The organism is Micromonospora sp. NBC_01796, assembly GCF_035917455.1.
Classification (GTDB): Bacteria; Actinomycetota; Actinomycetes; order Mycobacteriales; family Micromonosporaceae; genus Micromonospora_G.
On sequence record NZ_CP109078.1, the window covers coordinates 7,498,741 to 7,522,024 of the forward strand.

Consider the following 23,284-nt stretch of genomic DNA (forward strand, 5'->3'; position numbering starts at 1 on the left):
CCGAGACGCTGATCCGGCCCCTGGTCATGTTGGTACCCGGCTCGGTGACCAGGGAAACCGACCGGCTGAGTCCGCCTGTGGTTGGCCCGTGTCTCGGATGACGCCCGCGCTTTCGGTCGCAGGTTGCGCATAGGATCTGACGCGCGTCCATGGTGGACACGGGGCAGGCGACAGTTGGGGGAATCGGTGCGGTGGATGGTCGGGTTCACGGCGCTTGCGCTGGTTGTCCTTGTCGCCTCGGGTTGTGGCGGGGAGTCGGCGAGTAACAGGGAGGCATCGGACATCTCGGCACAGATCTGCACCGAGTTCACCGCGACCAACGATCGCCACCTTGCCAACGAGACGCCCGAGGGGAAGGCGTACTCCGACGCGATGGAGGCGGCCTACGTCGGTGACCGCGTCGCGTACGCCGATCTGCCCCGGCTGCGACGTCTTCACTTCGAGAGCTGGCACCGGGAGATCACGCTCCTGGCGGAGCAGGCAGAGGGTGGTGGGGTCCGCCAGGCGATCGAGGCGTACGCCGACTCGCTGCAGAGCCTGGCCGCGCAGGAGGGCACGAGCGGGGGCGCGAACGCGCTTGTCGACACCAAGGTCGCGGTGGACAAGGCCTGCGGCAGGGGCTGACCAGCACTTCGTGCCCGGATCGACCCGGAGCAATTCGCTGCTGCTCGGGCGCCTCACTGCGGGTACTCTTGCCGGTCCCACCCGAGTCCCTTCTTCAAGGCGACGGAGGAATCATGCCCTCTCCGCAAAAGTTGATCAGTTCACTCGGTCGGCGGGTGAGGGCATTTGAAGGCGGTGAGCGGACCGCGGTTCTCGGTGCCGAAGTCGTGGACGAGATGGACGCTCTGCAAAGCGCCGTCTCGGGGGCGGATGGCGGCCTGCCGATGGACGCGGCACAGGTGATCGCGCTCGTCTGCCACTACCGTTCCCTGGCGCTGCCCCCGGGCCAGGGAACGGCCGAGCATGAGCTGGCGATGAGCATCTTCGCGCAACTGTTCGACATTCACCCGTCCCTGGTGCCGATCGGGCTGCGGCCGCAGCTCGTACTGGGCGACCTTTCGAAGTACATGAGCATGGCGACCACCCTGCTGCAGCGGGGCATGCGGAGTGAGGTGAGACCGGAGGTGGACGGCGCGGTCGCCCTCTTCGAGGCGATGGTCGCGGCATTGCCGGAAGGCGAGCCGATCCATGCCCTCTGCCTCAACTACCTCGGCGTCGCGTTGCGCACTCTGGCCGAGATGACCGGTGACCGCGATGCCCTCGACCGTTCGATCGACGTCGGACGGGACGCGCTGGACGTACCTGCCGAGGCACTGTCGTCGGCGATGTTCAACCTCAGCGTGAGCCTGCGTACCAGACACGACTGGACCGGGCGGTTCCAGGACTGCGGCGAGGCCATCCTGCTCGCGGAGGGTGCGATCAGGGAACGACGGGACGACAGCGACCTGTCCCGGCTCCTCTCCAACCACAGCGCCCTACTCTGTGCCCGGTTCGAGAAGGAACACTCGGCCCGGGACCTGACGAAGGCCGTCGACCTCGGCGAGCAAGCGGTGGCCGCCGTCAACCCCGGTGATGTTTCGCGGCATGTCGTCTTCTCCAACCTCGGATACGTCCTCTGGACGCGGTTCAGTCACGAGGGCCGGGTCGCAGACCTGGAGAGGGCGATCAGCCTGGGCGACGACGCGCTGGCCGCCGAGCCTCTCGGCAACTCGTCGCGGGCGATGTACTCATCCCATCTGGGCAACCGCCTGCGCACCCGGTTCGAGATCCGGGGCACGCCCGACGACCTCCACGGGGCGGTCACGCTGGGTCGTGCCGCGGTCGAAGGTGTGGGTCCGGAACATTCCCGGCGCCCCATGTACCTGTCGAATCTGAGCCTCGCGTTGCGCGAACGCTTCGACCGCCACGGCGCGAGAGAGGACATCGACGACGCGGTCCGGACGGCTGCGCGAGCGGTGGCTCTGACCGCCGCCGACAGCCCCGACATGGGCAGACGGCTCAGCAACCTCGCGCTCGCGCATCGTGCCCGGGCCGATCTCCACGCGGAGAATCGCGGGGCGGCGTTCGGTACCGTCGACGGCCCCGCAGAGTCCGACGACCTGAGCGCGGCGCTGACGGCCGCACGTCGGGCGGTGTCCTCGTCAGCAGGCCCGGAGTTGGGCAGGCACGGTGCGAACCTGGCCAACATCGCTCTGGTCAGGTTCGGCCGAACCGGGAGCGACGTCGACCTCGAAACCGCCGTGGAGGGCGGGCGGACCGCCCTCGGCGCAACCCCCGAAGACCACCCTGATCACGGGAACCACCAGTCCGATCTCGGCGTGATCCTGCGGACCCGTTTCGATCGCCACGGTGACGACGAGGATCTCCGCGAGGCTCTGCGGCTCGGCCTGGCGGCTGTCGGCACCACCACCGGGGACCACCCCGACCACGCAGTCCACCAGGCCAATCTCGCGCAGACGAAATGGGTCGGCTTCGGCCGTACCCGGAATCGGTCGGATTTCGTGGACGCGGTCGGTGCCTGGTCCGCCGCCGCCGACTCACCCAACGCGGACTCGCTGGTCAAACTCTCGGCCGCCCGCCAGTGGGCGCGGGCGGTGGCCCAGGTCGACGGGGTTGCGGCCGCCCTCGACGCCTACACGAAGGCGATCGCGATCCTTCCGTTGCTCGCGTGGCCGGGCCTCGGGCGGCGCGACCAGCTGAAGATGGTGCGGGCACACGGCTCGGCCCTCGGCCGGGAGGCGTGTGCGAGTGCCATCGCGGCGGGTCGCCTGGACGAGGCGGTCACCCTGCTCGAAGCGGGACGCGGCATCTACTGGTCGCGGCTGCTCGAGCTGCGAGGTGACCTCGACGAACTCCGGGCCGCCGCACCCGACCTCGCCGACGAACTCATCGAGTGCCGTGCGGTCCTCGACCGTCCCGCGGCCGCCGAGCGTACGGAATCCCCGCCGGCGGGCAGCGAGTCAACGGCCCGGAGCCGGGACCGCGACGAGCGGATGCGGGCCGCTCTGCGCTTCGAAGACCTGACCTCGCGGGTACGGGGCCTGGCTTCGCTTCCCGGGGCGAGCACCTTCCTGCGTCGACCAACGCTCGCGTCCCTACTGCCGCCCGGCGCGACCGACCGAATAGTGATCGTGAACGTCTGCGAGTGGCGCTGTGACGCGCTGGTTGTCTCCCGACATGGCGTCGAGCTGGTCGCGCTCGCGTCATTGACCTCGGCGGAGGTCACCCGGTCGGCCGACGACTACCTCACCGCGCTGCAACGGTACGCGGCGGACCGCGACCAGCAGGCGCTGGATGCCGCGATCACCGGGACCCTGGCCTGGCTCTGGGACACGATCGCAAAGCCGGTGTTGGATGCCTGCGTCGGCGACCCGCCCGTGCCAACGGTGGAACGTGGCAGGGGAACCGGCGATACCTCGTCCGATGTCGGACTGCCCCGGGTGTGGTGGTCCCCCACCGGCGCGCTCACCCTGTTGCCGTTACACGCCGCAGGCCACCACCGCAGTGGCGACGACAGCGTGCTGGACCGGGTCGTCTCCTCCTATGCGCCCACCCTGCGGGCGTCGCACCGTACGCCACGGGCGAGGGGTGCCGACCGCCAGCTACTGGCGGTCTCGCTTCCCCGCACCCCGGGCCGCGGGGAGTTGTCGAGTGCCGAGACCGAGGCGGACTTCCTGCGTGACCTGTTCGACGCCGACGACCTCACCGTCCTCTCGGGCGGGGCAGCGACGCGGGCGGCGATCCTGGCCGGTCTAGAGGAGCATCGGTGGTTCCACGCCAGTTGCCACGGCACCCAGGATCTGCGCGAACCGCTGGCCGGCGGGCTGGTGCCGTACGACTGGCAGGAGAACGGTCGGGTGTCGGTCCCGGACATGAGTACGGGAGGTCACGCCGGGGATCTTGCCTTTCTTGCCGCCTGCAAGACGGCCACCGGCGGTGTCGGCCACCTGGACGAGGCGATCACACTGGCGTCGGCCATGCACCACAACGGGTGGCGTCATGTCATCGGGGCCCTCTGGTCGGTCGGTGATGCCGCTTCCGGCGAACTGACCCGTCGTTTCTATCCCTCGCTGGGCGACGGCAACGCCGACGATGCGCCCCGGGCGCTGCACCGGGCGGTTCGCTCCATGCGCGACGACGCGCCCGGGTATCCCAGCAGCTGGATGCCGTTCATCCACGTGGGCGGGTAGGGCCCCTGCTCCGGCGGGGCGCCTCGTCATGACCGGGCGCGCCGGCCGATCCGGCGGCCTGGTCTACATCGTGCCGATGAGCATCTGGCACACCACGATGCCCAGCCCCAGCAGGGCGATCGTCTGCCCGACGAGTCCCCGCCTGATCCATCCCGCCTTCGACGCGTTGCTGCGCCGCAGACTCGAGATGATCTCGATCTGCATCTGTGCCACGTAGTTGCGGGCGTCGGTCTCCTCGTCGGTCGCCCATCGGTCCTTCACCGCGGCGCCGAGACTGCCGACGCTCGGCGCGTGGTAGGTGTGGTTCCAACTCGCGATGATGCCGGAGGCGGCGACGAGCGCCAGCGCGGCGATCGCGACGATCAGGGTGGGCAGCGCCGAGTTCGGAAAGGTCAGGTTGGTGCCGACCCGGAAGAACGCGACAACCGCGGCGAGCAGCGCGACCAGGCTCGACGAGGTGGTGACGAGCGCCGCTCCCCGGTTGTCGAGGTGGACCCGCCGGTCACGCTCGCACTTGAGCTCGCTCTCCACGAACGCGGCGTACGCCTTGCCCTGATCACTCATCGCGTTCCCGGGTCATCACCCACCACCTGTCGTCGGGCGCGGGCTTCCGCTCGTCCTCCTTCTCCGACTTGGTGGTCTTGGTGGCCTTGGCGGGAGTCTTCTCGGCGTCGGACTTTTCCTGTGCGTCGTCACGTGGCATCCGGAACCCCGATGAGAGGAGGCGACGCTGCGCGTCGGGTGTGGTTCCAGTATGGCCGCCGTCTGCCAGGAGACTCAGGCGGCGGAACGACGGACCACCGCCGCGCCGAACCCTCGGGCGGGAACGTGGACGAGCCCGCCCGAGACGCGGAAGCAGTACTCCAGGCACAAGGCGCCGATACAACGCGTTCTTCACCCTTTCGGGGAAGCCGCACTGAGGGGCTCATAACCCGCTATAGCCTCTAAACGGGAAAAACCTTCCTATTCACGTTTCGAGCGTTAGAGGGATGACTCATGCTCCGAAAGCGGATTCTTGCTGCGGTCGTACTCAGCGCGCTGGCCGGTGGTCTCGCCGCTTCCGCGCCCGCGTACTCCGCCCGCGACGACGGCCCGGCCTGGGACGGCTCGCACTGGGACGGCGCCGGCCACCACGGGAAAGACGGCGAGGACGGCGCGGTCTTCGTCCAGACGAACAAGCCCCTCGGCAACACGATCCAGGTGTACGACCGTGGGGACGACGGCGTGCTCACCATGGCCGGCGAGTACCAGACCGGTGGCCTCGGTGGCGCCACCATCGGCCCGCCGGTCGACGCACTCGCCTCGCAGGGATCGCTGATCTACGCCGACGGCCTGCTGTTCGCCGTGAACGCCGGCAGCAACACCGTCAGCGTCTTCCGTGTCGACGGCGACAAACTCGAACTTCTCGACGTGACCTGGTCGGGTGGCCTCCTGCCGGTCAGCATCGCCGTACACGAGGACCTGGTCTACGTCCTCAACGCCGCCGGCGCCGGCGCCGTCCAGGGGTTCCGGGTGGAGAACGACAAGCTTCACCGCATCGAGGACTCGAGCCGGTCGCTGGACCTGGTCAACGCCAACCCGCCCGCGTTCGCCACCGCGCCCGCCCAGGTCGGCGTCGACCCCGAGGGCCGGTTCGTGCTCGTCACCACCAAGGGCAACAACACGATCGAGGCCTACCGGATCGGGGACAAGGGCAGCCTGTCGAAGGAACCCACCAGCAACCCCGACCCCGGCACACCCTTCGGGTTCACCTTCGACGACGAAGGCAAACTCCTCGTTGCCGAGTCGGGCACCAACGCGGTCACCCGCTACCAGGTCAGCGGTGACGGTACGGTCACGCCGAACGGCCCGTCGGTCCCGAACGGGCAGACCGCCACCTGCTGGATCCAGCAGGTCGGCGAGTACTTCTACGCCGCCAACGCCGGCAGTTCCACCATCAGCTCCTACACCGTCGACGACGAAGGCAACCTCATCCTGGTCGCCGCGATCGCCGTCGACACCGGGGGCGGCTCGATCGACATGACCACCGCGGACGGGATCCTCTACGTCCAGAACGCGGCCGCCGGCAACGTCCAGGGCTACAGGGTCAACGACGACGGATCCCTCACCCTGATCACCACCGTCGACGGACTACCCCAGTTCGCCAACGGCACCGGCATGGAGGGCATCGCCGCCTCCTGACCCACGCACCGAACACCGCGGGCCCCGGTCCACGACCGGGGCCCGCGACGGCCGCCCGAATCGTCCGACAGCACTCGGGACCCCGGGTGGTCGGCGTCGAATTCCAGCCCCTTGGCAGCGCCTCGATCAGGACGGGTCGCCCAGGGCGTGGCAGACGTTGTCCTGCCGACCGATCGCGATCGCCATCCGACGGGTGCCATCCGGGTCGAAGGTGATGGTGTGCAGGCCGTCGAGGATGTAGTAGCCACGCGGGTAGTGGTCCCCGGGCCGGAACCCGAAGCCGGCCGGGCCGAGGATGGTGTAGCGGATCCAGCTTCCGTCCGGCCGGTACTCGGCCGCCCCGGAACCGCCCGCGTCCCGGCGTACCGACTGTCCGGTGTCGACGTTGACGAAGTCGACGAGGAGCGGGCCGGTGAACTCCTCCCGCCGTACGGCGCCTTTCGGGTAGCGGGCGGCGACCCGGACCCGTACGTCCTGGGCGACCACCCGGACACCGAGCGGGAAGGAGCAGTAGCGGCCCGGCTCGCTGGTCCACTCCTCCTGAATCCAGGTGCGCCACGGCTCCGGGTGGTAGCCACCGGCACCGGCAGAAGCAGGCACCCCGGGCGCCACCACCGCGGCAACGGCGAGGAACCCGACCAGAAGCCGCTTGACCGTACGCGAACCCATGACATCCCCTAACCGGTACTCGGCGACTAACCGGTGTGGAGAGGATTACTGGTTAACGGCGGGGAGTCAAGGCATACTGAGCCCGTGCACTGGATCGAGGTCGAGGGCTACCGGTTGCCCGCCCTGCTCGCCGGGCATCCGGCGCTGGAACTCTGCAACACCTGGGCCGGCTGGGACGAGCCCACGGACCCACGACGGGAGTGGCTGCACGACTTCGACCACCTCGCGGTCTGGGCCGGGCACGCCGGACTGCTCGACCCGACGGTGGTGCCCCGACTGCGCGCGGTCGCCCGGGAACAGCACGTCGCGGCACACGAGGTGCTGACCGAGGTCCGGTCGCTGCGCACCGCGCTGCACGACGTACTGCTCGATCCGGCCGACGGCGCGGCGTTCGACGTGGTCGCCGCCCAGGCCCAGCGGGCGGCCGGGGCCGCCGTACTCGAGGCCGACCCGGACGGGGTGGCCCGGTGGGCACCGCCGCCCGGCATCGGCCCCGCGCTCCCCCTGCTCGCCTGTGCCACCGCCGCCGCCGACCTGTTGACGTCACCGGCCCGCACCCAGGTCCGCGCCTGCCCCGGCGAAGAATGCGGCTGGCTGTTCGTGGACCCCCGCGGGCGACGGCGATGGTGCACGATGGCCGTCTGCGGCAACCGCGCCAAGGTACGCACCTACGCCAGCCGCCGCTAGGTTCCACGCGGCCGAGCGCGCGGCCCGGTCCGTCAGGCGGGCGCGGATGGGGCCGGACGGCTGAGACGTCGGTAGGCGAGGACGACGAGAACCAGCACGACGTTGACCGCGCTCGCCACGACGAGGGGCGGCGCGACGAGCAGACCGGGTGCCATGGCCGCCACCGCGAGCAGCGCGGCGAACGCGCGCCACGGTCGGCGGGCGTTGAACACCAGGGTGAGCAGAATCCGCCCGATGAGGTGCAGCGCCACCCCGCCGACGATGACAACCGACCACGCCGTACGGGTCTCGCCGAGTGGTTGCCGGATGAGTAGTGCGTTGCCGACCGCTATGACGACCACTCCCGCGATCATGATCCCCTGGGAGTAGGAGGCGGCAATGGCGGCCCGTGGGGCGTTGGTGTCGACCACGGTCTCGAGATTCCGCCCGAGCGGAAGGACATAGATCCACAACAGCAGAACAGCGCCCGCGAAGGCGATCGCGAAGGCCAACGTACGCACGTAGTCGAAGCCCGAGGCGCTGTAGCTCAGGCCGCTCACGAGGATCGGGACGCCCAGGGCGACGATGTAGATCTGGCGGTAGCGCTCGGCGATGTGCTCGCCGACCACCCGCAGATGCTTCTCCGGTATGCGGCTGAGTCTGGGTACCGGCCAGCCGAACCAGGCACTGGCGCCGTCCAGGGTGACGGCGACCGTCCACAGGACCAATCGGGGCCCGGCGGGCAGGAAGGCGCCCACCAGCCACGGCACGGCCGAGACGCTGAACCAGATGAGGACCCGGCCCGAACGTTTCTGGAGCGGGTTGCCCCGCAGGACGGGAAGGATCGTCAGGCCTCGGCCGACGTTGATCGCGACGTACGCACCGGCGAACAGGAGACCGTTCTCGGCGAAGGCACGGGGGACGGCAACCGCCATGAGCAGTCCGGCGAACATCACACCGATGATGAGGCGTTGCAGGTAGGGCTCGTCCGGGTTGAACCAGTCGGTGGACCAGGCGGTCGCGACCCAGATCCACCAGATCGCGGCGAAGAGGACCGTGGTCTGCGCGGCATTGGTCAGGCTGAGGTCGTCCAGCAGTCGCCGCGTTATCTGGATCAGGGCGAAGATCAGGGCCAGATCGAAGAAGAGTTCGTGGAAGGAAGCCATCCGGGGGCGGCCACGCCTGTGGAGAAGCCGTTCCTGCAAACTGCCCAGGCGACGTCGTGCGGGTTCCCCGATCCGGGCGCTGAGGACAACGCCGAGCAGCACCGCGTTGACCGCGGCTGCCGCACCCAGTAACGGCAGGGTGACCAGGATCGGTGACATGGCCGCCAGGATCAGCATTCCGGCCGGCGCCCGCCAGACAGGGCGTTGGAACACCACCGAGACGAGCATTGTCCGTCCGGCGAGGTACAGAAACGGCCCGGCTATGAGGGCGGCCGACCACTCGTCCGGGGTGTTTCCCAGCGGCTGTCTGATCAGCACGTCGTCGGCCATCGCGGTGACGACGATTCCGGCGATCATCAGCCCGTGCGCGAAGGAACAGAGCACCGAGACATAGGGCGGGCGCCGGTTGAGCACCTCCGCGAGGTCGAGTCCGCGCGGCACGAGATAGCTCCACAGCATCAGCGCCGCGTTCACGAAGGCAAGGGCGAAGGCCACCGTACGGACGCCGTCGGGTCGCTGTTGGGCGAGGGTCGTGCCGCCGGCGAGGATGAGTTCCCCGAGCCCGACGATGAAGACCTGCCGGTGGCGCTCGGCGATGTGGTCACCAAGTATCCTCAGGTGCGCGCCGGGGACCCGATCCAGGCCCGGCACCGGCCAGCCGAGCACCACACCCACGTAGTCCACGATCACCGCCGCCGACCACAGAATCAGTCGCGGTGTGGTGGGCAGCAGTGCTCCCGTCACCCAGAGGATCCCGCCCGCACCGAACCAGATGGCGGCCCGTACCGAGCGGATCTGCAGCGGATGGTTGTGCAGGGCCCGGATGATCGCCAGGTGCCGGCCGAGGAGGATCACCACGTACGCACCGGCGAAGACGATGCCGTGGTCGCCGAAGGCCCCGGGGACGGCGGCGGCCACCACCAGCCCGGCGAACATCACCGTTGTGATGATCCACTGCACGTACGGCTCGCCCGGGTCGAACCAGTCCGCCGTCCGGACCGCCGCCACCCAGATCCACCAGACCGCCGCCACGAGGATCAGCGTCCGTACGCTGTTCTCCCAGCCGAATCCGTGCAGCAGTCGCTGCGAGAGCTGCATGAGCGCGAAGATGATGGCCAGATCGAAGAAGAGTTCGAGGAAGGAGACCTCTCGCGGCCCTGGTTTTCGAATGAGCCGCTCTACCCCTGTCTCCACCACAGCTCATCCGTCTCGCCGGTCCTTCCATATTCGTACCATGTGGAAAGACCGGCGCGGACCGTTACCAATCGATGGGCAGACACGGGAACTCAGCGCGAAGGATATTCACCATTTCCCGCCGGAGCCCCCGATGCCCGCGCTACTTCCAGTCATCGCTGTCGGGAAGCAGGATCATGTTGTGGGCCGTAAGCGCCTCCGCGAGTGCGGAGAACTTCTCCTCGGTCCAGTGCGGCGGCAGCTTGCCCGAGGGGTCCGGGTCCTCCCCGTACTTCAGGAAGAACTCCTCCGCACCGGCCGGGGTGTAGAAAACCAGCAGCTTGGACGGCCCCGTACTCAGGTTCTTGAAACCGTGACGCGTGCCGCGCGGGATGTAGACGAAGTCACCGGGCCCGGCGTCGATGGTCTGATTGCCGTTGATGAACCTGAACTCGCCCGACACAACCAGGAAAGCCTCGTCTTCGGCGCCGTGGGCATGGGGAAGGTTACCGAATCCGGGCGAGACCTCACCCTCCATCAAGCTGAGCCTACCGTCGGTCTCCTTCCCACTGACCTTGACGCTGAACGTCTCGTGTCCACCGTTGACCAGTTTGGTTGTTCCCTCGGAGCTGCGTACGACAAAACCGTTGGCGGCGGTCCAGATCGGGTCACTCTTGTCCGGGAGTGGAAGATCCAGGTTCATGACATTGCCTGCCTTCTCTATGGGGCGGTTTTGTTACTTCCTCTGCGGTGCTGAACTCGACCCTTCCGACGATGTCGCCGGTGGGATCGGAAAGTTGCGGTTGAACACGTTGTCGGGGTCGTAGGTCGCCTTGATGGCGCGCAGCCGGCCGAGGGTCGGCTCGGGGAATGCGTCCAGCAGCCGTTCCGGACCGGTGTCCGACTCGAAGCTCAGGTACATGCCGTCGAGGTGCTCGTACAGGCCGGCCCAGAGCTTGTCGAGCCGGGACCGCCGTTCCGCGACGGTGGCGGCGAGCACCGAGAAGTTCTGACTCCGGTGCGGATAGGCGGTGGCGTCGCGGGCGACATCGTTGACCGCCCCGCCTACGGAGCGGAACTGCACGATCATCACGTCACCGGAGCGGATCATGGATGCCATGACCTCCGCCGCCTGTGGTGTGATGTGGTGCAGGAGGCCGCTGTGGGTGTCGGCCAATCCCTGACCGCGATGTTGATTTCCCGGCGGTGCGACGATCGCCGGATACGGCACGAGCTGGGCCTGCTGGTCGAGGATCGGCCCGATCTCCAGGAACGGGCTCAGGGCGGGTTGCGCCGCCTCGACGTCGTCTCCCGCGTAGACGAGCGTGACCTGGGCCATCGGCGGACTACCGCGGCGACCGGGGAACAGGGAGAGGAAGCTGGTGATCTCCCGTGGTGCGTCCTCGACGAGCCGACCCCACCGGTGGAGCAGGTCAGCGGTATCGGTCGCGTCGACGACCAGTTGGGCGTAGACGACGTCGCCGACCTCGTACGCCTCGAGTTCGAGGGCTGTGACCACGCCGAAGTTGCCGCCGGCACCGCGGATCGCCCAGAACAGGTCCGGGTGTTGGTGTTCGTCGACGCGGAGCAGGCTGCCGTCCGCGGTGACGATCTCCGCCGCGACGACGTGGTCGATGGTCAGGCCGTACCGGCGCGCCAGGTACCCGATGCCGGCGGTGGTGGCGAGGCCACCGACGCCCACGTCGCCGTAGTCACCCGAGCTCATCGCCAAGCCGTACGGAGCAAGCGCCGAAGCGACGTGTCCCCACCGGGCGCCCGGCTCCAGCCGGACCCGGCGGGCCGCCCGGTCGAGCACCTCCACCCTGTCCATCCCGGACATGTCAACGACGATTCCGCCGTCGTTCGTCGACCGGCCGCTGATGCCGTGCCCCCCGCTGCGTACGGCGAGCGGTACGTCCTGCGTCCGCGCGTAGGCCAGGGCCTCGATCACGTCGCCGGTACCCTCTGGGCGGATCACCAGTGCCGGCGATCCCTGCCGGCTGTAGCTGTGACGGACCCGCTCGTACCCGGGGTCACCGGGTTCGATGGACTTGCCGGCCAGCGAAGCGGGCAGCGCGTCGTAGTCGATGCCGGCCCGACGTTTGGCCAGGACGACCGCCGTACGGACCGGCCCCGTCGCGGTCCCACTCCCCTTGCGCTCCTTGGCGACGGCCTCCCGCAGCGCGGGCGCGACCTCCTCGCCGAACGTCCGGATGATCCGCGGGTCGTCGCGGCCGACGAGGAACGCACTGAATCCCTCCTCGATCACCAGCGGAAGGAGTTGCTCGACCCACTGCTCGGGTGACCCCTGCAGGAAGCCGGGATCGCCCGGGGCGAAGCCCACCTGGAAGAGGTTGAGCAGCCGGCGGATCTGTCGCGGGTCGCGCCCGGCCTCGACAGCCGCGTCGTCGATGATGCGGTTGGCCGTGATCCGGTCAGGGGACTGCAGGTACTCCAGTGTCGGCAGCCAGCCGTCGGCCTTCGATCCGGTCAGGGCGAGCATCCGTGGCTTGTACGCGCCCAGCCAGATGGCGATGTCGTGGGCAGGAGCGGGGCCCCGGCGCATACCCGGCACGGAGTAGTGGTCCCCCCGGAGACGCAGCGGTCCCGGTGTCGAGACGTCCCACGCGCCGCGTAGTACGTCAATGGCCTCGCTCAACGCTTCCACGCTGTGGCCGGCGGTCAGCCGCCGGCCGCCCATCCCCTCGATCGCGTCCCAGAACGCCCCGGCGCCCAACCCGAGTTCGAACCGGCCGCTCGACAGCAGGTCCAGGCTGGCCGCCGCTCGGGCCAGCATCGCCGGCGGGCGCAGCGGCAGGTTCAGCACGTTCGCCGACACATGCAGCCGCTCGGTCCGGGCGGCGACCCAGCTCAGCAGGGTCCAGGTGTCGAGAAAGGCCGGGTTGTACGGGTGGTCCTGGAAGGTGGCCAGGTCCAGTCCGGCCGACTCCGCCAGTTCGGCGAGCGCCACCGCCTCCTCCGGCGCCTGTGCACCGGGCGTGATGAACGCCCCGAAGAGGAGTTCGTGGCCGTAGTCGGGCATCGTGCACCTCCGCACCAATCGTTTGCCTGACATCAAGTCTAGACACAAGATGTTCTGCTCGACAACACATAGAGACCACAACACATCCTGTACGCTCGGACACATGGCCGCCGAGCCGAACCAGGCCGAACCGTCGAACACCCACCAGCGGGGGACGAACCTCGGCTGGTCTCTCGGCATGGTGCTGCGGCGATGGCACGAGCACGTCGAGGAGTCGCTACAGGACCTCCCCCACGGCAGCCGTGGCTACCACATCCTCGGCGTGGTCGTACACGAGGATGTGCCCACGCAGAGCGCCCTCGCGGCCCGCCTCGCGATCGACCGCAGCGTCCTGACGTACGTCATCGACGATCTGGAGAACGCCGCTCTCATCGAACGACAACTCGATCCCCGTGACCGGCGCGCCCGCCGGATCGTCGCGACCGCGAAGGGCCGCAGGGCGCTGGCGGATGCCGAACGTCGTGTGGCGCAGGCCGAGGAAGTTGTCCTCGGCGGGCTCCCCGATGAGCAACGTGACGCGTTTCGCGACGCCGCCGAACGAGCCGCGGACGCCATCCACACCGCGGCACCCGAGACAGACCCGTGCATTGCCGTGGAAGACGCGCTCGGGCAGGAAGGCGTACGGCGCCGTCGGCAGTGAGCCGCCCCCGTTCTTCCCCGACCGCGCAGCGCCGGCCGTCCTGGATCGGAGCCGGAGGAATCCTCACTTGCCCCAAAGTCACCGCCCCCGGGCGCCGACTGGACCATGCTCGGCTGGTGGGCGTGACGGGGCAGCCGACACTGATCCGGCCGATGCTGGCCACCGCCGGTGACCTGCCGGAAGAGGCGGGCTGGGCGTACGAGTTCAAGTGGGACGGGGTGCGCGCCGTCGCGTACGCCGAGCGCGGTGGACGACTGCGGCTGTTCTCCCGCAACGACCGGGACATCACCTCGGCGTACCCGGAGATCGCGGTGCTGCCGTCCCTGCTCGGCGGGCGGACCGGGGTGCTGGACGGCGAGTTGGTCACCCTGGACCGGCACGGTGCGCCGAGCTTCTCGGCACTGCAGCGCCGGATGCACGTACAGGCGCCGAGCGCATCCCTGATCGCGTCGGCTCCGGTCCGGTACGTGGTCTTCGACCTGCTGCGGCTGGGCCGGACCCGGCTGGTGGACCAGTCGTGGTCACGGCGCCGGGCCGCGTTGGAGGAACTCGGCCTGGACGATCAGCGGGTCACGGTCCCCCCGGTGTTCGACGGCGACCCGGACCCGGTGATGGCGACGGCGCGGGAGCGCGGGCTCGAAGGGGTCGTCTCGAAACGGGTCGACTCCGCGTACCAGCCCGGCAGGCGGTCGCCGGCCTGGCGCAAGACCGCACTGATCCAGACGACCGAGGTGGTCGTCGCCGGGTACAAACCGGGTGCCGGACGACGTGCCGGCCTCGTCGGCTCACTGCTGCTCGGGATCAACGAGCCCACCGGTCTGGTCTACGTCGGCGGTGTCGGTACGGGTTTCACCGATGCGATGTTGGAGGACCTCGGCAAGCGTCTACGACCGCTGGAGCGGGACCGGGCGCCGTTCGCCGCGCCGGTGCCGTCGGCGGACGCGAAGAACGCCCGCTGGATCGAGCCGAGCCTGGTCGGTGAGGTGGTCTACCGGACCGTCACCCCGGACGGGCGGCTCCGGCACGCGTCCTGGCGAGGGCTACGGCCCGATCGGGAACCGGACGAGGTCAGACGGCCACGGACCGACACCTGAGCCGAGACGGATGCGGCAGAGTGATGGCCCGTGGTCATTCGGGGCGCTGTGCGACGAAGACCATCTCGCGGCCCGGCCGGTCCGGTGCCTGTCGTACCTCGCCGACGAGGAAGCCGGCAGCGGTCAGGGATGCGGTCACCTGGTCGCGGTGACGGAACCGCAGGGTGGAGTCCGAGGTCAGCGTCGCGCCGTCGGAGGTGAAGACGAAGGTCCAGCGGAACGAGACCAGGTCGCCGCTGACGTCGACCACGTCGACCCACGTCTCGACCGCGCCGACACCCGCGATGATCGTCTCCTGGTGCGACCGATCGCGGTTCCACTCCAACCACGCCTTCGCGGTCGGGTCGCGGGTCTCGAACACCAGCCGTCCCCCCGGACGCAGCGCCGCGTACGCCGCCAGCAGCGCCGCGCCCCAGTCGTCGTCGGTCAGGAAAACCTGGGCGACGTTCGCGGTCATCGTCACGAGATCCACCTGCAACGGGGGCAGATCCGTCGCGTACCCGTGCACCCAACGCACCCGATCGGCGCCGGTTTTGGTCCGGGCGACCTCCAGCGACGCCGCCGCCGGATCCACCGCGGTCACGTCCACGCCCTGATGGACGAGCAGACAGGCAAAGGTCCCGGTACCGCAGCCGATGTCCAGGACACTGCGCGCGCCGAACTCCCGGACCATGGTCGCGTACGCCTCCAGGTCACCGCGGTCGGGATCCAGGGGGTCGTAGATCCGCGCCAGACGGCGCTCGGCGAAGATCGGATCAGCCACGCGCCCACCGTAGGTGGAGCCCGAACGTCGCGCAGCACGATTACCCGCGACTGGCGTCGAGGCGTCCGACCCGTCGCGATCCACGGTTCACGGAAGCACGATCCTCCGCAGCCGTTCGGCGGACGTCTCCACGTCGATCTCCGTGATCCGGCCGTCGACGACCGTGAACCGCATGACGGAGGACGGCTTCCCGTGCCGTACGACGACAACCCCGGCGCCGCCGTTGACCACGGCGGGTCTCAGCTGGGCCGACGCATCCGCGAACATGATGGCGTTGCGGGCCACCTCGGTCGCGCCGTGCACCACGACGGAGACGCTCGGCCGCAGCACGATGTCGGGATCGAGGACGGCCACCAGCCGATCGAAGTCCCCATCCCGGGCCGCGGCGAAGAACGCGTCGACCGCGACCCGCTGCACCGCCAGGTCGGGGATCGGCACCGGGGTCTGCTGCACCCGCCGTCGTGCCCGGCTGGCCAACTGCCGGGTGGCGGCGGGCGTTCGACCGACGATCCCCGCGATGTCCTCGAACGGCACCGCGAACATGTCGTGCAACACGAACGCGAGCCGCTCGGCCGGCGTCAGCGCCTCCAGCACCACCAGCATCGCCGACCCGACCTCGTCCGCGAGCACGGCCTCCTGCTCGGGATCGTCGGGAGCGACCAGTTCGACGTCGAACGGCTCGTGGCGCCGGGACCGCAGCATGTTCAGGCAGATCCGCGCCACAACCGTGGTCAGCCAACCGCCGAGATTCCCGATCTCCGCGGCGGACGACCGGGACAGCCGCAGCCACGTTTCCTGCACCGCGTCCTCGGCCTCGCTACCCGACCCGAGCATCCGATGCGCCATGGCGAGCAGCCGGGGCCGGTGCTGCTCGAAAACCTGCCCGGAACCTGCCTCGGGAACTTCCTCCGGAACCATGTCACATTCCTCCGTCGTGTCGGGTCATACCCATGACCCACGAGAACCCGCCGATGTGACAGCACGAGGAGAACAGTCATGCAGGCACGGATCAACCACCCGGTCATGGTCTTCCCCGCGGCGATGAAGGCTCTGATCGCCCTGTCGAGCTCTACCGGGGACACCCTGCCGGAGTCCACCCGCAACCTCATCCACCTGCGCGCCAGCCAGATCAACGGCTGCGCCGTCTGCCTCGAGATGCATGCGGCGGACATGCGCAAGGCCGGCGAGCCCGACGAACGACTCTTCACGGTCGCGGGCTGGCGAGACGCGGCCTACTTCAGCGACGCCGAGCGGGCCGCACTCGCGCTGACCGAGGCCACGACCCGGCTCGCCGACCGCGCCGATGCCGTGCCGGACGAAGTCTGGGACGAGGCCGCGAAGCACTACGACGAGCAACAACTCGCGGCCCTGGTGATCACGATTGCGTCGATCAACACCTGGAACCGGCTCAACGCCGCAACCCGGGCCGTGGCGGGGTCGCTGGGAGGCTGACGGGGACAGGATTTCGAAGAGCAGACTGTCGGGCCACGCACGGGGTCGTTTCCCCGCCCCGGCGGTGGGGCAATCGGTCCTGACGTTTACGGCTATCAATGGGGGACGACGTGAATCGTAACGGGGTACGGCAGGCGTCAACGGTGCTCGCGGCGGTGGTGGCCGTGACCGCGGCATCGCCGACACTGACGGCGACAGCGAGCACCGGTGACTTCCTGCCGGCGCAGTACATCTCCACCGGTTTCACCACGACCAACACCCTGGCCGTCGCGGACGTGACCGGTGACGGACGCCCCGACATCGTGGTCGGGGTCGGAGCAGCGGACAACACCGAGACCAGCTCGCTGCTGGTCTACGCCCAGCAGCCCGACCACCGGTACGGCACGCCCCGGCGGATCGTCGGGCACGGCGATGACCGGGACGTTCGGCTGGCGGTGGGCGACATCGACGGCGACGGACGTATCGACGCCGCGCTCGCCACCTCGGCCGGGGTGGACGTCTTCTATCAAAGGTCGGGCCAGCTCACCGGGCCCACCCTTGTCGGCACGGGCGCGGAGGATGTCGCGCTCTCGGACGTGACCGGTGACGAGCGCCTCGACCTCATCGCGTCGGCGTACCAGGGGACGGTGTTGATCTACCGGCAGACGCCGGCCGGTACGTTCGGCACCGCCACCTCCGTCACGGGTCCGTTCGAGTCGGGAGCGCCGTGGGGACAAGTGTTCGCGGCGGACCTCAACGGTGACTCCCGCCCCGACATCGCCCAGTTCTACGGCAAGGGAACCTGGGTGCGGCTGCAGCAACCGGACGGGACGTTCGGTCCGGCGACGACCCACCTCGTCGCTCCGGACTCCGACGGCTACCGCTGGGCCGGCGGTGGAGCCGCGGTCGGCGATCTCACCGGTGACGGACGTACCGACCTGGTCATGACCACTGCGGCCAACCGCCCGAACAGTGCCGTGAACGTCTTCGCCCAGCAGGCCGGCGGGCTGACGACAACACCGGTGGCGTACCCGGCGTACGACCTGGCGTCCGGCATGGCGATCGGTGATCTGACCGGCGATGGCCGATCCGACCTGGTCGTGGCACACAACAGTTGGCTGGCCCTGACCATCGCCGTGCAACAGGCAGGTGGCGCGCTGGGCGGCTACCGGATCAACGACGCCGACGGCATCGGATCGGCGCTGGACGGCCTGGCGATCGCCGACCTGAACGCTGACGGCAAGCTCGACGTCGTGAGCGTCGCGTACACCAAGTTGGTGCTCCTGCTCCAACGTTGAGGGGTTGCACCTGCCTGCCACCGGTCCGCTGCCACATAAGCACCGCAATGTAACCATTCTCTCGACCGGGTGGCCCGCGTACCGACCAACAGTCGGGCGTCCGGTGCGACGGCAGTCACCGTCGCACCGGACGCCCGCTGTACGGACGCCGCAATCGCCGCCAGGGTCATAACCTGCGCCTGGTGCATCTGTCCCATCAGCTCGTGCCCGGCAGCTGACCCCCGTCAGGTCTGTTTGCCGTGCAGGGCGTCGGTCAACCGGCGTACGTGGTCCTCGGTGAACTTGCCGTCACCGTCGAGCGCCTGGTGCACCACGTCCCGGAAGACCTTGCTGAACAGGATGTAGTGCGGCGTGACCGGCCGGGAACCGGCCCGTTCGATCGCCCGCAGGAGATCATCCGCGTAGCCGTACCGTTCGGCGATGTTCGGATCCAGGTAGACGATCCGGCGGGTCGCGGCGAACCCGCCGTGTTCGAAGAGAATCTGCTGGCTGCGTTCGCCGGTGAGAAACTCGATCAGGTCTCGGGCGGCGTTCGGCATCCGGGTGCCGCTGGCGACGGCGAGATTCTGGCCACCGAGTACGCTGCGCCCGGGCACCGCGGCGACCTCGAAATCCACCCGCTGCGCGGCCTCGACCGAGGTCAGGTCCCGGTACGCCACCGGCCAGTTCCGCATCGCCAAGAGCCGACCCTCGGCGAACGCGTTGGTGGTCGCCTTCTCGTCGAAGTCGACCGAATCCGGATGCACCAGCGGTTTGCCGCCGACCGCCAGCCCGTCCTTCAACCGGCGCAGCCCCTCCTCGGCGGCGGTGGAATCGAGCACCACCTGGTTGTCAGCGTTCACCACCTCGCCCCCGGTGGACCAGATCGCCTCCAACGCGTTCACCGTCAGGATCTCGTCGTCGACCAGTTGCCAGGCGTAGCCCGCCTCCAGCTTCGGGTCGTACTGCGGATCCTGCGGGTTCAGCGCCTCCTCACCCCGGTTCTGGATGTCCGCCCATGATTCCGGCGGATCGGGCCACCGCTGCCCCGGCGTCTCCGGGTTCTTCCGGTCATAGGTGCGGTAGTAGAGCAGCCCGGCATCGGTGTTGAACGGCAGGGCCCAGAGCCGGCCGTCGTACTCGGCGGTCTTCCGGGGCTCCGCCAGGAATCCCTGAAGCAGCCCGCGTCGCTCCAGGCTCTCCGGGTCGAGCGACTGGATCCGCCCGGTGGCCGCGAACTCGGCGGTCCAGGTGACGTCCAGGTTGTAGACGTCCACCTGCTCGATCGGGTTCAGCATCTCGCTGTGTGCCTTGTCCGGCGAGCGGGAGACGGTCACCAGCTTGACCTCCTGATCCGGGTGGGCATCGTCCCACTGCTTGATCAGCTTGCCGCGCTGGCCGCCCTCGCTCTCGTCCTCGCTGGTCAGCAGCCGCAGGATCCCGCGCTCCAGGTCCTGGTCCGGCTCGAACAGCGGCGGCACCGCGATGCCGAGCACGAGACCGACCGTGAGGCCCAGTGCCGCGAAAGCCAGTCCGGACAGACCGGGATGGGCCCGGGCCCAACTCCGGGTGGCATCGGCGGCGGTGCGCGTACGCGAACTCATCTGTCCTCCGCTCCTGAGCCGGCCGTCACCGGGTTTCCCACAATGCTTCGAAGATCGTGGCGAGCTCCTCGCGGATGGTGCCGGGCGTAGCCTCCCGGCAGGACCCACCGGTGGTCCCGGTGATCCGCTGCAGTTCCCTGGCCCGGCAACTGGTCGTGCCGACGGCGAGGGCAAACACGCGTACCCCCGAGTCCCTGACCGCCGCCTCGAACTGGCCGGCGCTGATCGGGCTGGCATTGTCGTCCTGGCCGTCGGTCACGATCACCAGCGCGGTCACCTGATCCTCGGTGGTCCGCCCGACCGTCTTGATGCCTTCGACGATGGTGCTGTACAGCGGCGCCGGCCCACCGGGGGTGACGGTGGCCAGCCCCGCGCTCGTCGCCGTCCGGGTCTTCTCCCCGGCCGTACCGTCCGGCCGGGCGATCGGCACCAGCCGACGGATCCCACCGGTCCCCTCGCCCTGGAAGGACCAGACCCCGAAGGAGTCACGTGGGCCCATCAGGCTCACCGAATCGGTCACTCCCCCGACGGCCGAGTCCCACAACCGGCGGTCGTCGGGCCCACGGGCGGTCATCGAGCCGGAGGCGTCCAGCGCGACCAGCACCCGACCGGGGCGGTGCACCTCGGCGTAGGTGTCGCGGGTCGACCGGAGTTGTTCCGGTGCGACGGCCATGGCGGTGATCCCGGCCCCGGGCTGTACGCCGTACTCGGTGGAGATCGGCGCCAGTGGCTCGGCCTCCGAGCCGGTCTCGGCCTCCGGTGGACGCAATCCGATGGCGGTCAACGCGCTCCGTCCGGCCGCCGTGTCGAGCCAGGCGCCGAAACGTCTCGCCGCGCCGGTCTGCTGGGCACTCAGGTTGTCCCAGGCCAGCCGGACGAACGGATGGTCGAGCACCGGAGTGCTGGCCGGGTACAACGCCTTGAGCTGGTCGGAGCCGGGCAGCTTCTGCGGCGAGCCGGCGCACGTCGTACCGAGCGCGGCACCCTGGTTGAACCGGGCCAGGGACTGTTCGGTGAGGACGAACGCGACGTTCTCCCGGGCGCTCCGTTCCGGTACGCAGAGCAGCCGAGCGATGTCCGCCTCGGGTGGGTACCCCGCACGGTCGTAGGAGTTGCCGACGTACCGCTCCACCCTCAGCGGTGTCTTCGGCGCGACCCCGCGCTCGGGATCCCCGGCCGCGGCGGCGTAGAGAGCCAGCCGGGCCAGTTCGCCGACCGTCGCCGCCGGGTCCGGCGCGATCACACCCCAGCCGAGCGACTCCAGGCTGTCGAGGAGCTTCGGCCAACTCGCACCGGTGAGCGGGAGGCCCTCGACCGACCCGGCCGGCACCACCTGACGGTCGGCGACCCCGAGGACCAGCGGGGTGGACGCCACCGACCGGACCTCGGCGGTGACGACGGGCAGCGCGGTGCCGGTCGTCTCGGCCTCCTCCTCCGCCAGTCGCAGCTCGACCGTCGAATCCGGTAACCACACGTCCGGCCGGGGGCCGATCCGTTGCCGGTCGTCGTCGCTCCAGCCACGACCGAGCGCCGTCACGGTCTGCCCGCGCGGTTCGGCGTACACCAGCACCCGGATCTCCGGGCAGTCGAAGTTGTCCCGGGCGGTGTCCAGTTCGAACGCCTCGGCGAGTTGCCGGGTGGGCACGTACCCCTCGGGCGTGGTGAGCACCCGCAACTGGCTCGCGGGCGGACAGGTCGCCAACCAGACCTGACCGGCCGCGGCCGCGTCCAGGGCGGGAACTCCCAGGGCAACGGCGAGCAGGAACGCCAGCGCCGCGACCAGCGCCACCCGTAGCCGGGTCAGCCGTCGCCAGCCGAAGTGGATTCCGAGCCGGCCGATCAGGCGGGCGATCGGGCGACCCGCGGCGAGCGCGGCGAACAGGCACACCAGGATCAGTAACAGGGTCCCCCAAACGCTGCGCAACAACTCGCCGCGTACGCCCGGCGGGAGCTCGAACCAGCCGCCGCCGTGCCGGCCCGACACCAGGAAAGGCACCGTCGCGGCGCCGGCCGCCGCCGCGATCAGGACCGAGGGCCACCGGGCCCGCCGGGGGGCCACCGGCGGGCGTCGCCGTTGCGGTGGCTGGTTCCCGGTACGCGCCGGATTGGTGGCGAGCACCAGGTCGCCGGCCCGGCCGGTGACACTCCGCCGTGGCTTGGGGTACTCGGCGGCCGGCAACGACCAGCTCAGATACTGGTACGCGGACTCGATGGTGATCTCGGCCGCACCACTCGGGTCGCCTTCGGTGAGGAGTTTGATCAGCGCGCCGGTGAACGCGGTGTGCCTGGCTCCGTGGGGTGCGAGGGCGACCTCCTCGCGCCCGGCGGAGGCGAGCACGAAAGCTCCCTCGATCGCGGTCAGGTTCATGATCTGTGTCGAGGCACCGAGGGTGCCGATCGCCCGTCCGGAGAAGCAACAGTCCAGGATGACGATCTTCGATCGCGCCCGGCTCTCCATCGCGTACTGGCGCAGGACGCGGTACGGGAAAGCGGTGTGTGCCAGTCGATGCGGGCGGGAGTTGGTCTGTCGGGCCGCCAGGAACAGGTCGCCGGACGCGCTGACCAGGCCGTGGCCCACGTAGTAGATGACCAGGATGTCCTCGGCCCGGCGGGCGGCGTCGCTGATCGCCTCGCCCAGGTCCATCGGAGTGGCCAGGTCCAGCTTCACGGTGATCTTCCGGGCCCCGCAGCGCATCGCGAGGACCTGGCTGAGATCCGCCAGGGTCGCCGCGATCGCCGGTACGTCCGGCAGGTTGGAGCCGGGCTCGTGCCGGCCGGTGCCGCAGAGCAGGACGACGGCGTCCGCGAGTCCACCGTGTCTGTCGTCGCGGCGGCTCTTCGTCGGCCCCCCGGGGTCCACCATCATCATGCCTTCCAGACACCCTCGGATCGGCGCGGGGTACGGCGTCCGACCCAACGGGCCTAGCGTGTCGTCCGGTCCGGCTCGCGCGTCGGTTCGACGGCGGACGGGGCGGCGGCATCGGTCGGGGTCAGCCGGTGGGTCAGCCGGTCGATCTCCGCGCCGAGTTGGGTGATGTCGGTTCCGCGCAGGCGGTCGGCGGTCAGCTCGATGCTGGTTCCGTCCGAGTGATCGATCTTGATGGTGAGGTCCGTGGTCCGGTGCCGGATCCACGAGACAACGGCACTGAGCAGGGCTCCGGCGCCGCCTGAGCCAAGGGCGACCACGACCGCGTCGGTGACCCCGCCCAACTCGCCGGGGGCCGGCTCCTGCTGCCGCAGCTCCACCGGACCCGGTAGTTCGTCGGCATCCAGCAACCACAGCCGCAGTGAACGGAAGTCGTCGGCCGATACGTTGTCGATGCCGGAAATGGTCACCAGTGCCGGGGTGGACATCAATAGAAATTAACACGCCGAAACAATTCA

General features: G+C 69.5%; 19 protein-coding genes. 8 read left to right on the forward strand and 11 right to left on the reverse strand.

Features of this window, described 5'->3' with window-relative positions:
* The first annotated feature begins 195 nt into the window (after window positions 1-195).
* Both OIE47_RS33275 and OIE47_RS33280 read left to right on the forward strand, forming a co-directional pair.
* Window positions 196-624, forward strand: a complete 429-nt coding sequence (locus OIE47_RS33275) for a hypothetical protein (RefSeq protein WP_326558499.1) — start codon at window positions 196-198, stop codon at window positions 622-624.
* Between the two features lie 215 nt (window positions 625-839).
* On the forward strand, window positions 840-4,193 hold the full coding sequence (locus OIE47_RS33280) for a CHAT domain-containing protein (protein WP_326558500.1): 3,354 nt from the start codon (window positions 840-842) through the stop codon (window positions 4,191-4,193).
* A 63-nt stretch (window positions 4,194-4,256) separates the two neighbouring features.
* Here the strand turns inward: OIE47_RS33280 and OIE47_RS33285 are convergent, their stop codons facing one another.
* A complete protein-coding gene (locus tag OIE47_RS33285) occupies window positions 4,257-4,757 on the reverse strand; it encodes a hypothetical protein (RefSeq protein ID WP_326558501.1) in 501 nt (166 codons plus the stop codon).
* Complete coding sequence (locus OIE47_RS33290; protein ID WP_326558502.1) at window positions 4,750-4,896, reverse strand: hypothetical protein; 147 nt, start codon at window positions 4,894-4,896, stop codon at window positions 4,750-4,752. Before OIE47_RS33290 ends, OIE47_RS33285 begins: the two co-directional genes overlap by 8 nt.
* A 293-nt stretch (window positions 4,897-5,189) precedes the next feature.
* Here OIE47_RS33290 and OIE47_RS33295 point away from each other — a divergent pair, with 293 nt between their 5' ends.
* On the forward strand, window positions 5,190-6,374 hold the full coding sequence (locus OIE47_RS33295) for a lactonase family protein (RefSeq protein ID WP_326558503.1): 1,185 nt from the start codon (window positions 5,190-5,192) through the stop codon (window positions 6,372-6,374).
* Between the two features lie 126 nt (window positions 6,375-6,500).
* On the opposite strand, the gene OIE47_RS33300 is transcribed toward OIE47_RS33295, so the two are convergent.
* Window positions 6,501-7,043 (reverse strand): hypothetical protein, encoded by a 543-nt coding sequence (locus OIE47_RS33300; protein ID WP_326558504.1) that lies wholly within the window; start codon window positions 7,041-7,043, stop codon window positions 6,501-6,503.
* Between the two features lie 84 nt (window positions 7,044-7,127).
* On the opposite strand from OIE47_RS33300, the gene OIE47_RS33305 reads away from it, so the two are divergent.
* Window positions 7,128-7,730, forward strand: a complete 603-nt coding sequence (locus OIE47_RS33305) for a CGNR zinc finger domain-containing protein (protein WP_326558505.1) — start codon at window positions 7,128-7,130, stop codon at window positions 7,728-7,730.
* A 32-nt stretch (window positions 7,731-7,762) separates the two neighbouring features.
* On the opposite strand, the gene OIE47_RS33310 is transcribed toward OIE47_RS33305, so the two are convergent.
* The 3 genes from OIE47_RS33310 to OIE47_RS33320 all read right to left on the reverse strand — a co-directional run bounded on the left by OIE47_RS33310 (window position 7,763) and on the right by OIE47_RS33320 (window position 13,091).
* A complete protein-coding gene (locus tag OIE47_RS33310; RefSeq protein ID WP_326558506.1) occupies window positions 7,763-10,069 on the reverse strand; it encodes a low temperature requirement protein A in 2,307 nt (768 codons plus the stop codon).
* A gap of 142 nt (window positions 10,070-10,211) precedes the next feature.
* Window positions 10,212-10,751, reverse strand: coding sequence for a cupin domain-containing protein (locus OIE47_RS33315; RefSeq protein ID WP_326558507.1), 540 nt, complete (start codon window positions 10,749-10,751; stop codon window positions 10,212-10,214).
* Window positions 10,752-10,784: 33 nt separating this feature from the next.
* Window positions 10,785-13,091, reverse strand: a complete 2,307-nt coding sequence (locus tag OIE47_RS33320) for an LLM class flavin-dependent oxidoreductase (RefSeq protein ID WP_326558508.1) — start codon at window positions 13,089-13,091, stop codon at window positions 10,785-10,787.
* Window positions 13,092-13,194: 103 nt separating this feature from the next.
* On the opposite strand from OIE47_RS33320, the gene OIE47_RS33325 reads away from it, so the two are divergent.
* Both OIE47_RS33325 and ligD read left to right on the forward strand, forming a co-directional pair.
* Complete coding sequence (locus tag OIE47_RS33325; RefSeq protein WP_326558509.1) at window positions 13,195-13,731, forward strand: MarR family winged helix-turn-helix transcriptional regulator; 537 nt, start codon at window positions 13,195-13,197, stop codon at window positions 13,729-13,731.
* 116 nt (window positions 13,732-13,847) lie between these two features.
* Window positions 13,848-14,825: a non-homologous end-joining DNA ligase gene (ligD, locus tag OIE47_RS33330; protein WP_326558510.1), complete on the forward strand. Its 978-nt coding sequence runs from the start codon at window positions 13,848-13,850 to the stop codon at window positions 14,823-14,825.
* A 34-nt stretch (window positions 14,826-14,859) separates the two neighbouring features.
* On the opposite strand, the gene OIE47_RS33335 is transcribed toward ligD, so the two are convergent.
* Together OIE47_RS33335 and OIE47_RS33340 are read right to left on the reverse strand one after the other, a co-directional pair.
* Entirely contained in the window at window positions 14,860-15,588 is a 729-nt protein-coding gene (locus tag OIE47_RS33335) for a class I SAM-dependent methyltransferase (RefSeq protein WP_326558511.1), read from the reverse strand.
* Between the two features lie 87 nt (window positions 15,589-15,675).
* Window positions 15,676-16,506 (reverse strand): sigma-70 family RNA polymerase sigma factor, encoded by an 831-nt coding sequence (locus OIE47_RS33340; RefSeq protein ID WP_326558512.1) that lies wholly within the window; start codon window positions 16,504-16,506, stop codon window positions 15,676-15,678.
* A gap of 78 nt (window positions 16,507-16,584) precedes the next feature.
* Between OIE47_RS33340 and OIE47_RS33345 the strand changes: the two genes are divergently transcribed.
* Window positions 16,585-17,040, forward strand: a complete 456-nt coding sequence (locus tag OIE47_RS33345; RefSeq protein ID WP_326558513.1) for a carboxymuconolactone decarboxylase family protein — start codon at window positions 16,585-16,587, stop codon at window positions 17,038-17,040.
* A gap of 110 nt (window positions 17,041-17,150) precedes the next feature.
* Complete coding sequence (locus tag OIE47_RS33350; RefSeq protein WP_326558514.1) at window positions 17,151-18,317, forward strand: FG-GAP repeat domain-containing protein; 1,167 nt, start codon at window positions 17,151-17,153, stop codon at window positions 18,315-18,317.
* A 224-nt stretch (window positions 18,318-18,541) separates the two neighbouring features.
* On the opposite strand, the gene OIE47_RS33355 is transcribed toward OIE47_RS33350, so the two are convergent.
* The 3 genes from OIE47_RS33355 to OIE47_RS33365 are packed head-to-tail and all read right to left on the reverse strand — an operon-like array spanning window position 18,542 to window position 23,254.
* Complete coding sequence (locus OIE47_RS33355) at window positions 18,542-19,900, reverse strand: extracellular solute-binding protein (protein ID WP_326558515.1); 1,359 nt, start codon at window positions 19,898-19,900, stop codon at window positions 18,542-18,544.
* A 25-nt stretch (window positions 19,901-19,925) separates the two neighbouring features.
* Window positions 19,926-22,769 carry a caspase, EACC1-associated type gene (locus OIE47_RS33360; RefSeq protein ID WP_326558516.1) on the reverse strand — a complete coding sequence of 948 codons (2,844 nt, stop codon included), beginning with the start codon at window positions 22,767-22,769 and terminating at the stop codon, window positions 19,926-19,928.
* 53 nt (window positions 22,770-22,822) lie between these two features.
* Window positions 22,823-23,254 (reverse strand): effector-associated constant component EACC1, encoded by a 432-nt coding sequence (locus tag OIE47_RS33365; RefSeq protein WP_326558517.1) that lies wholly within the window; start codon window positions 23,252-23,254, stop codon window positions 22,823-22,825.
* Window positions 23,255-23,284 lie beyond the last annotated feature (30 nt).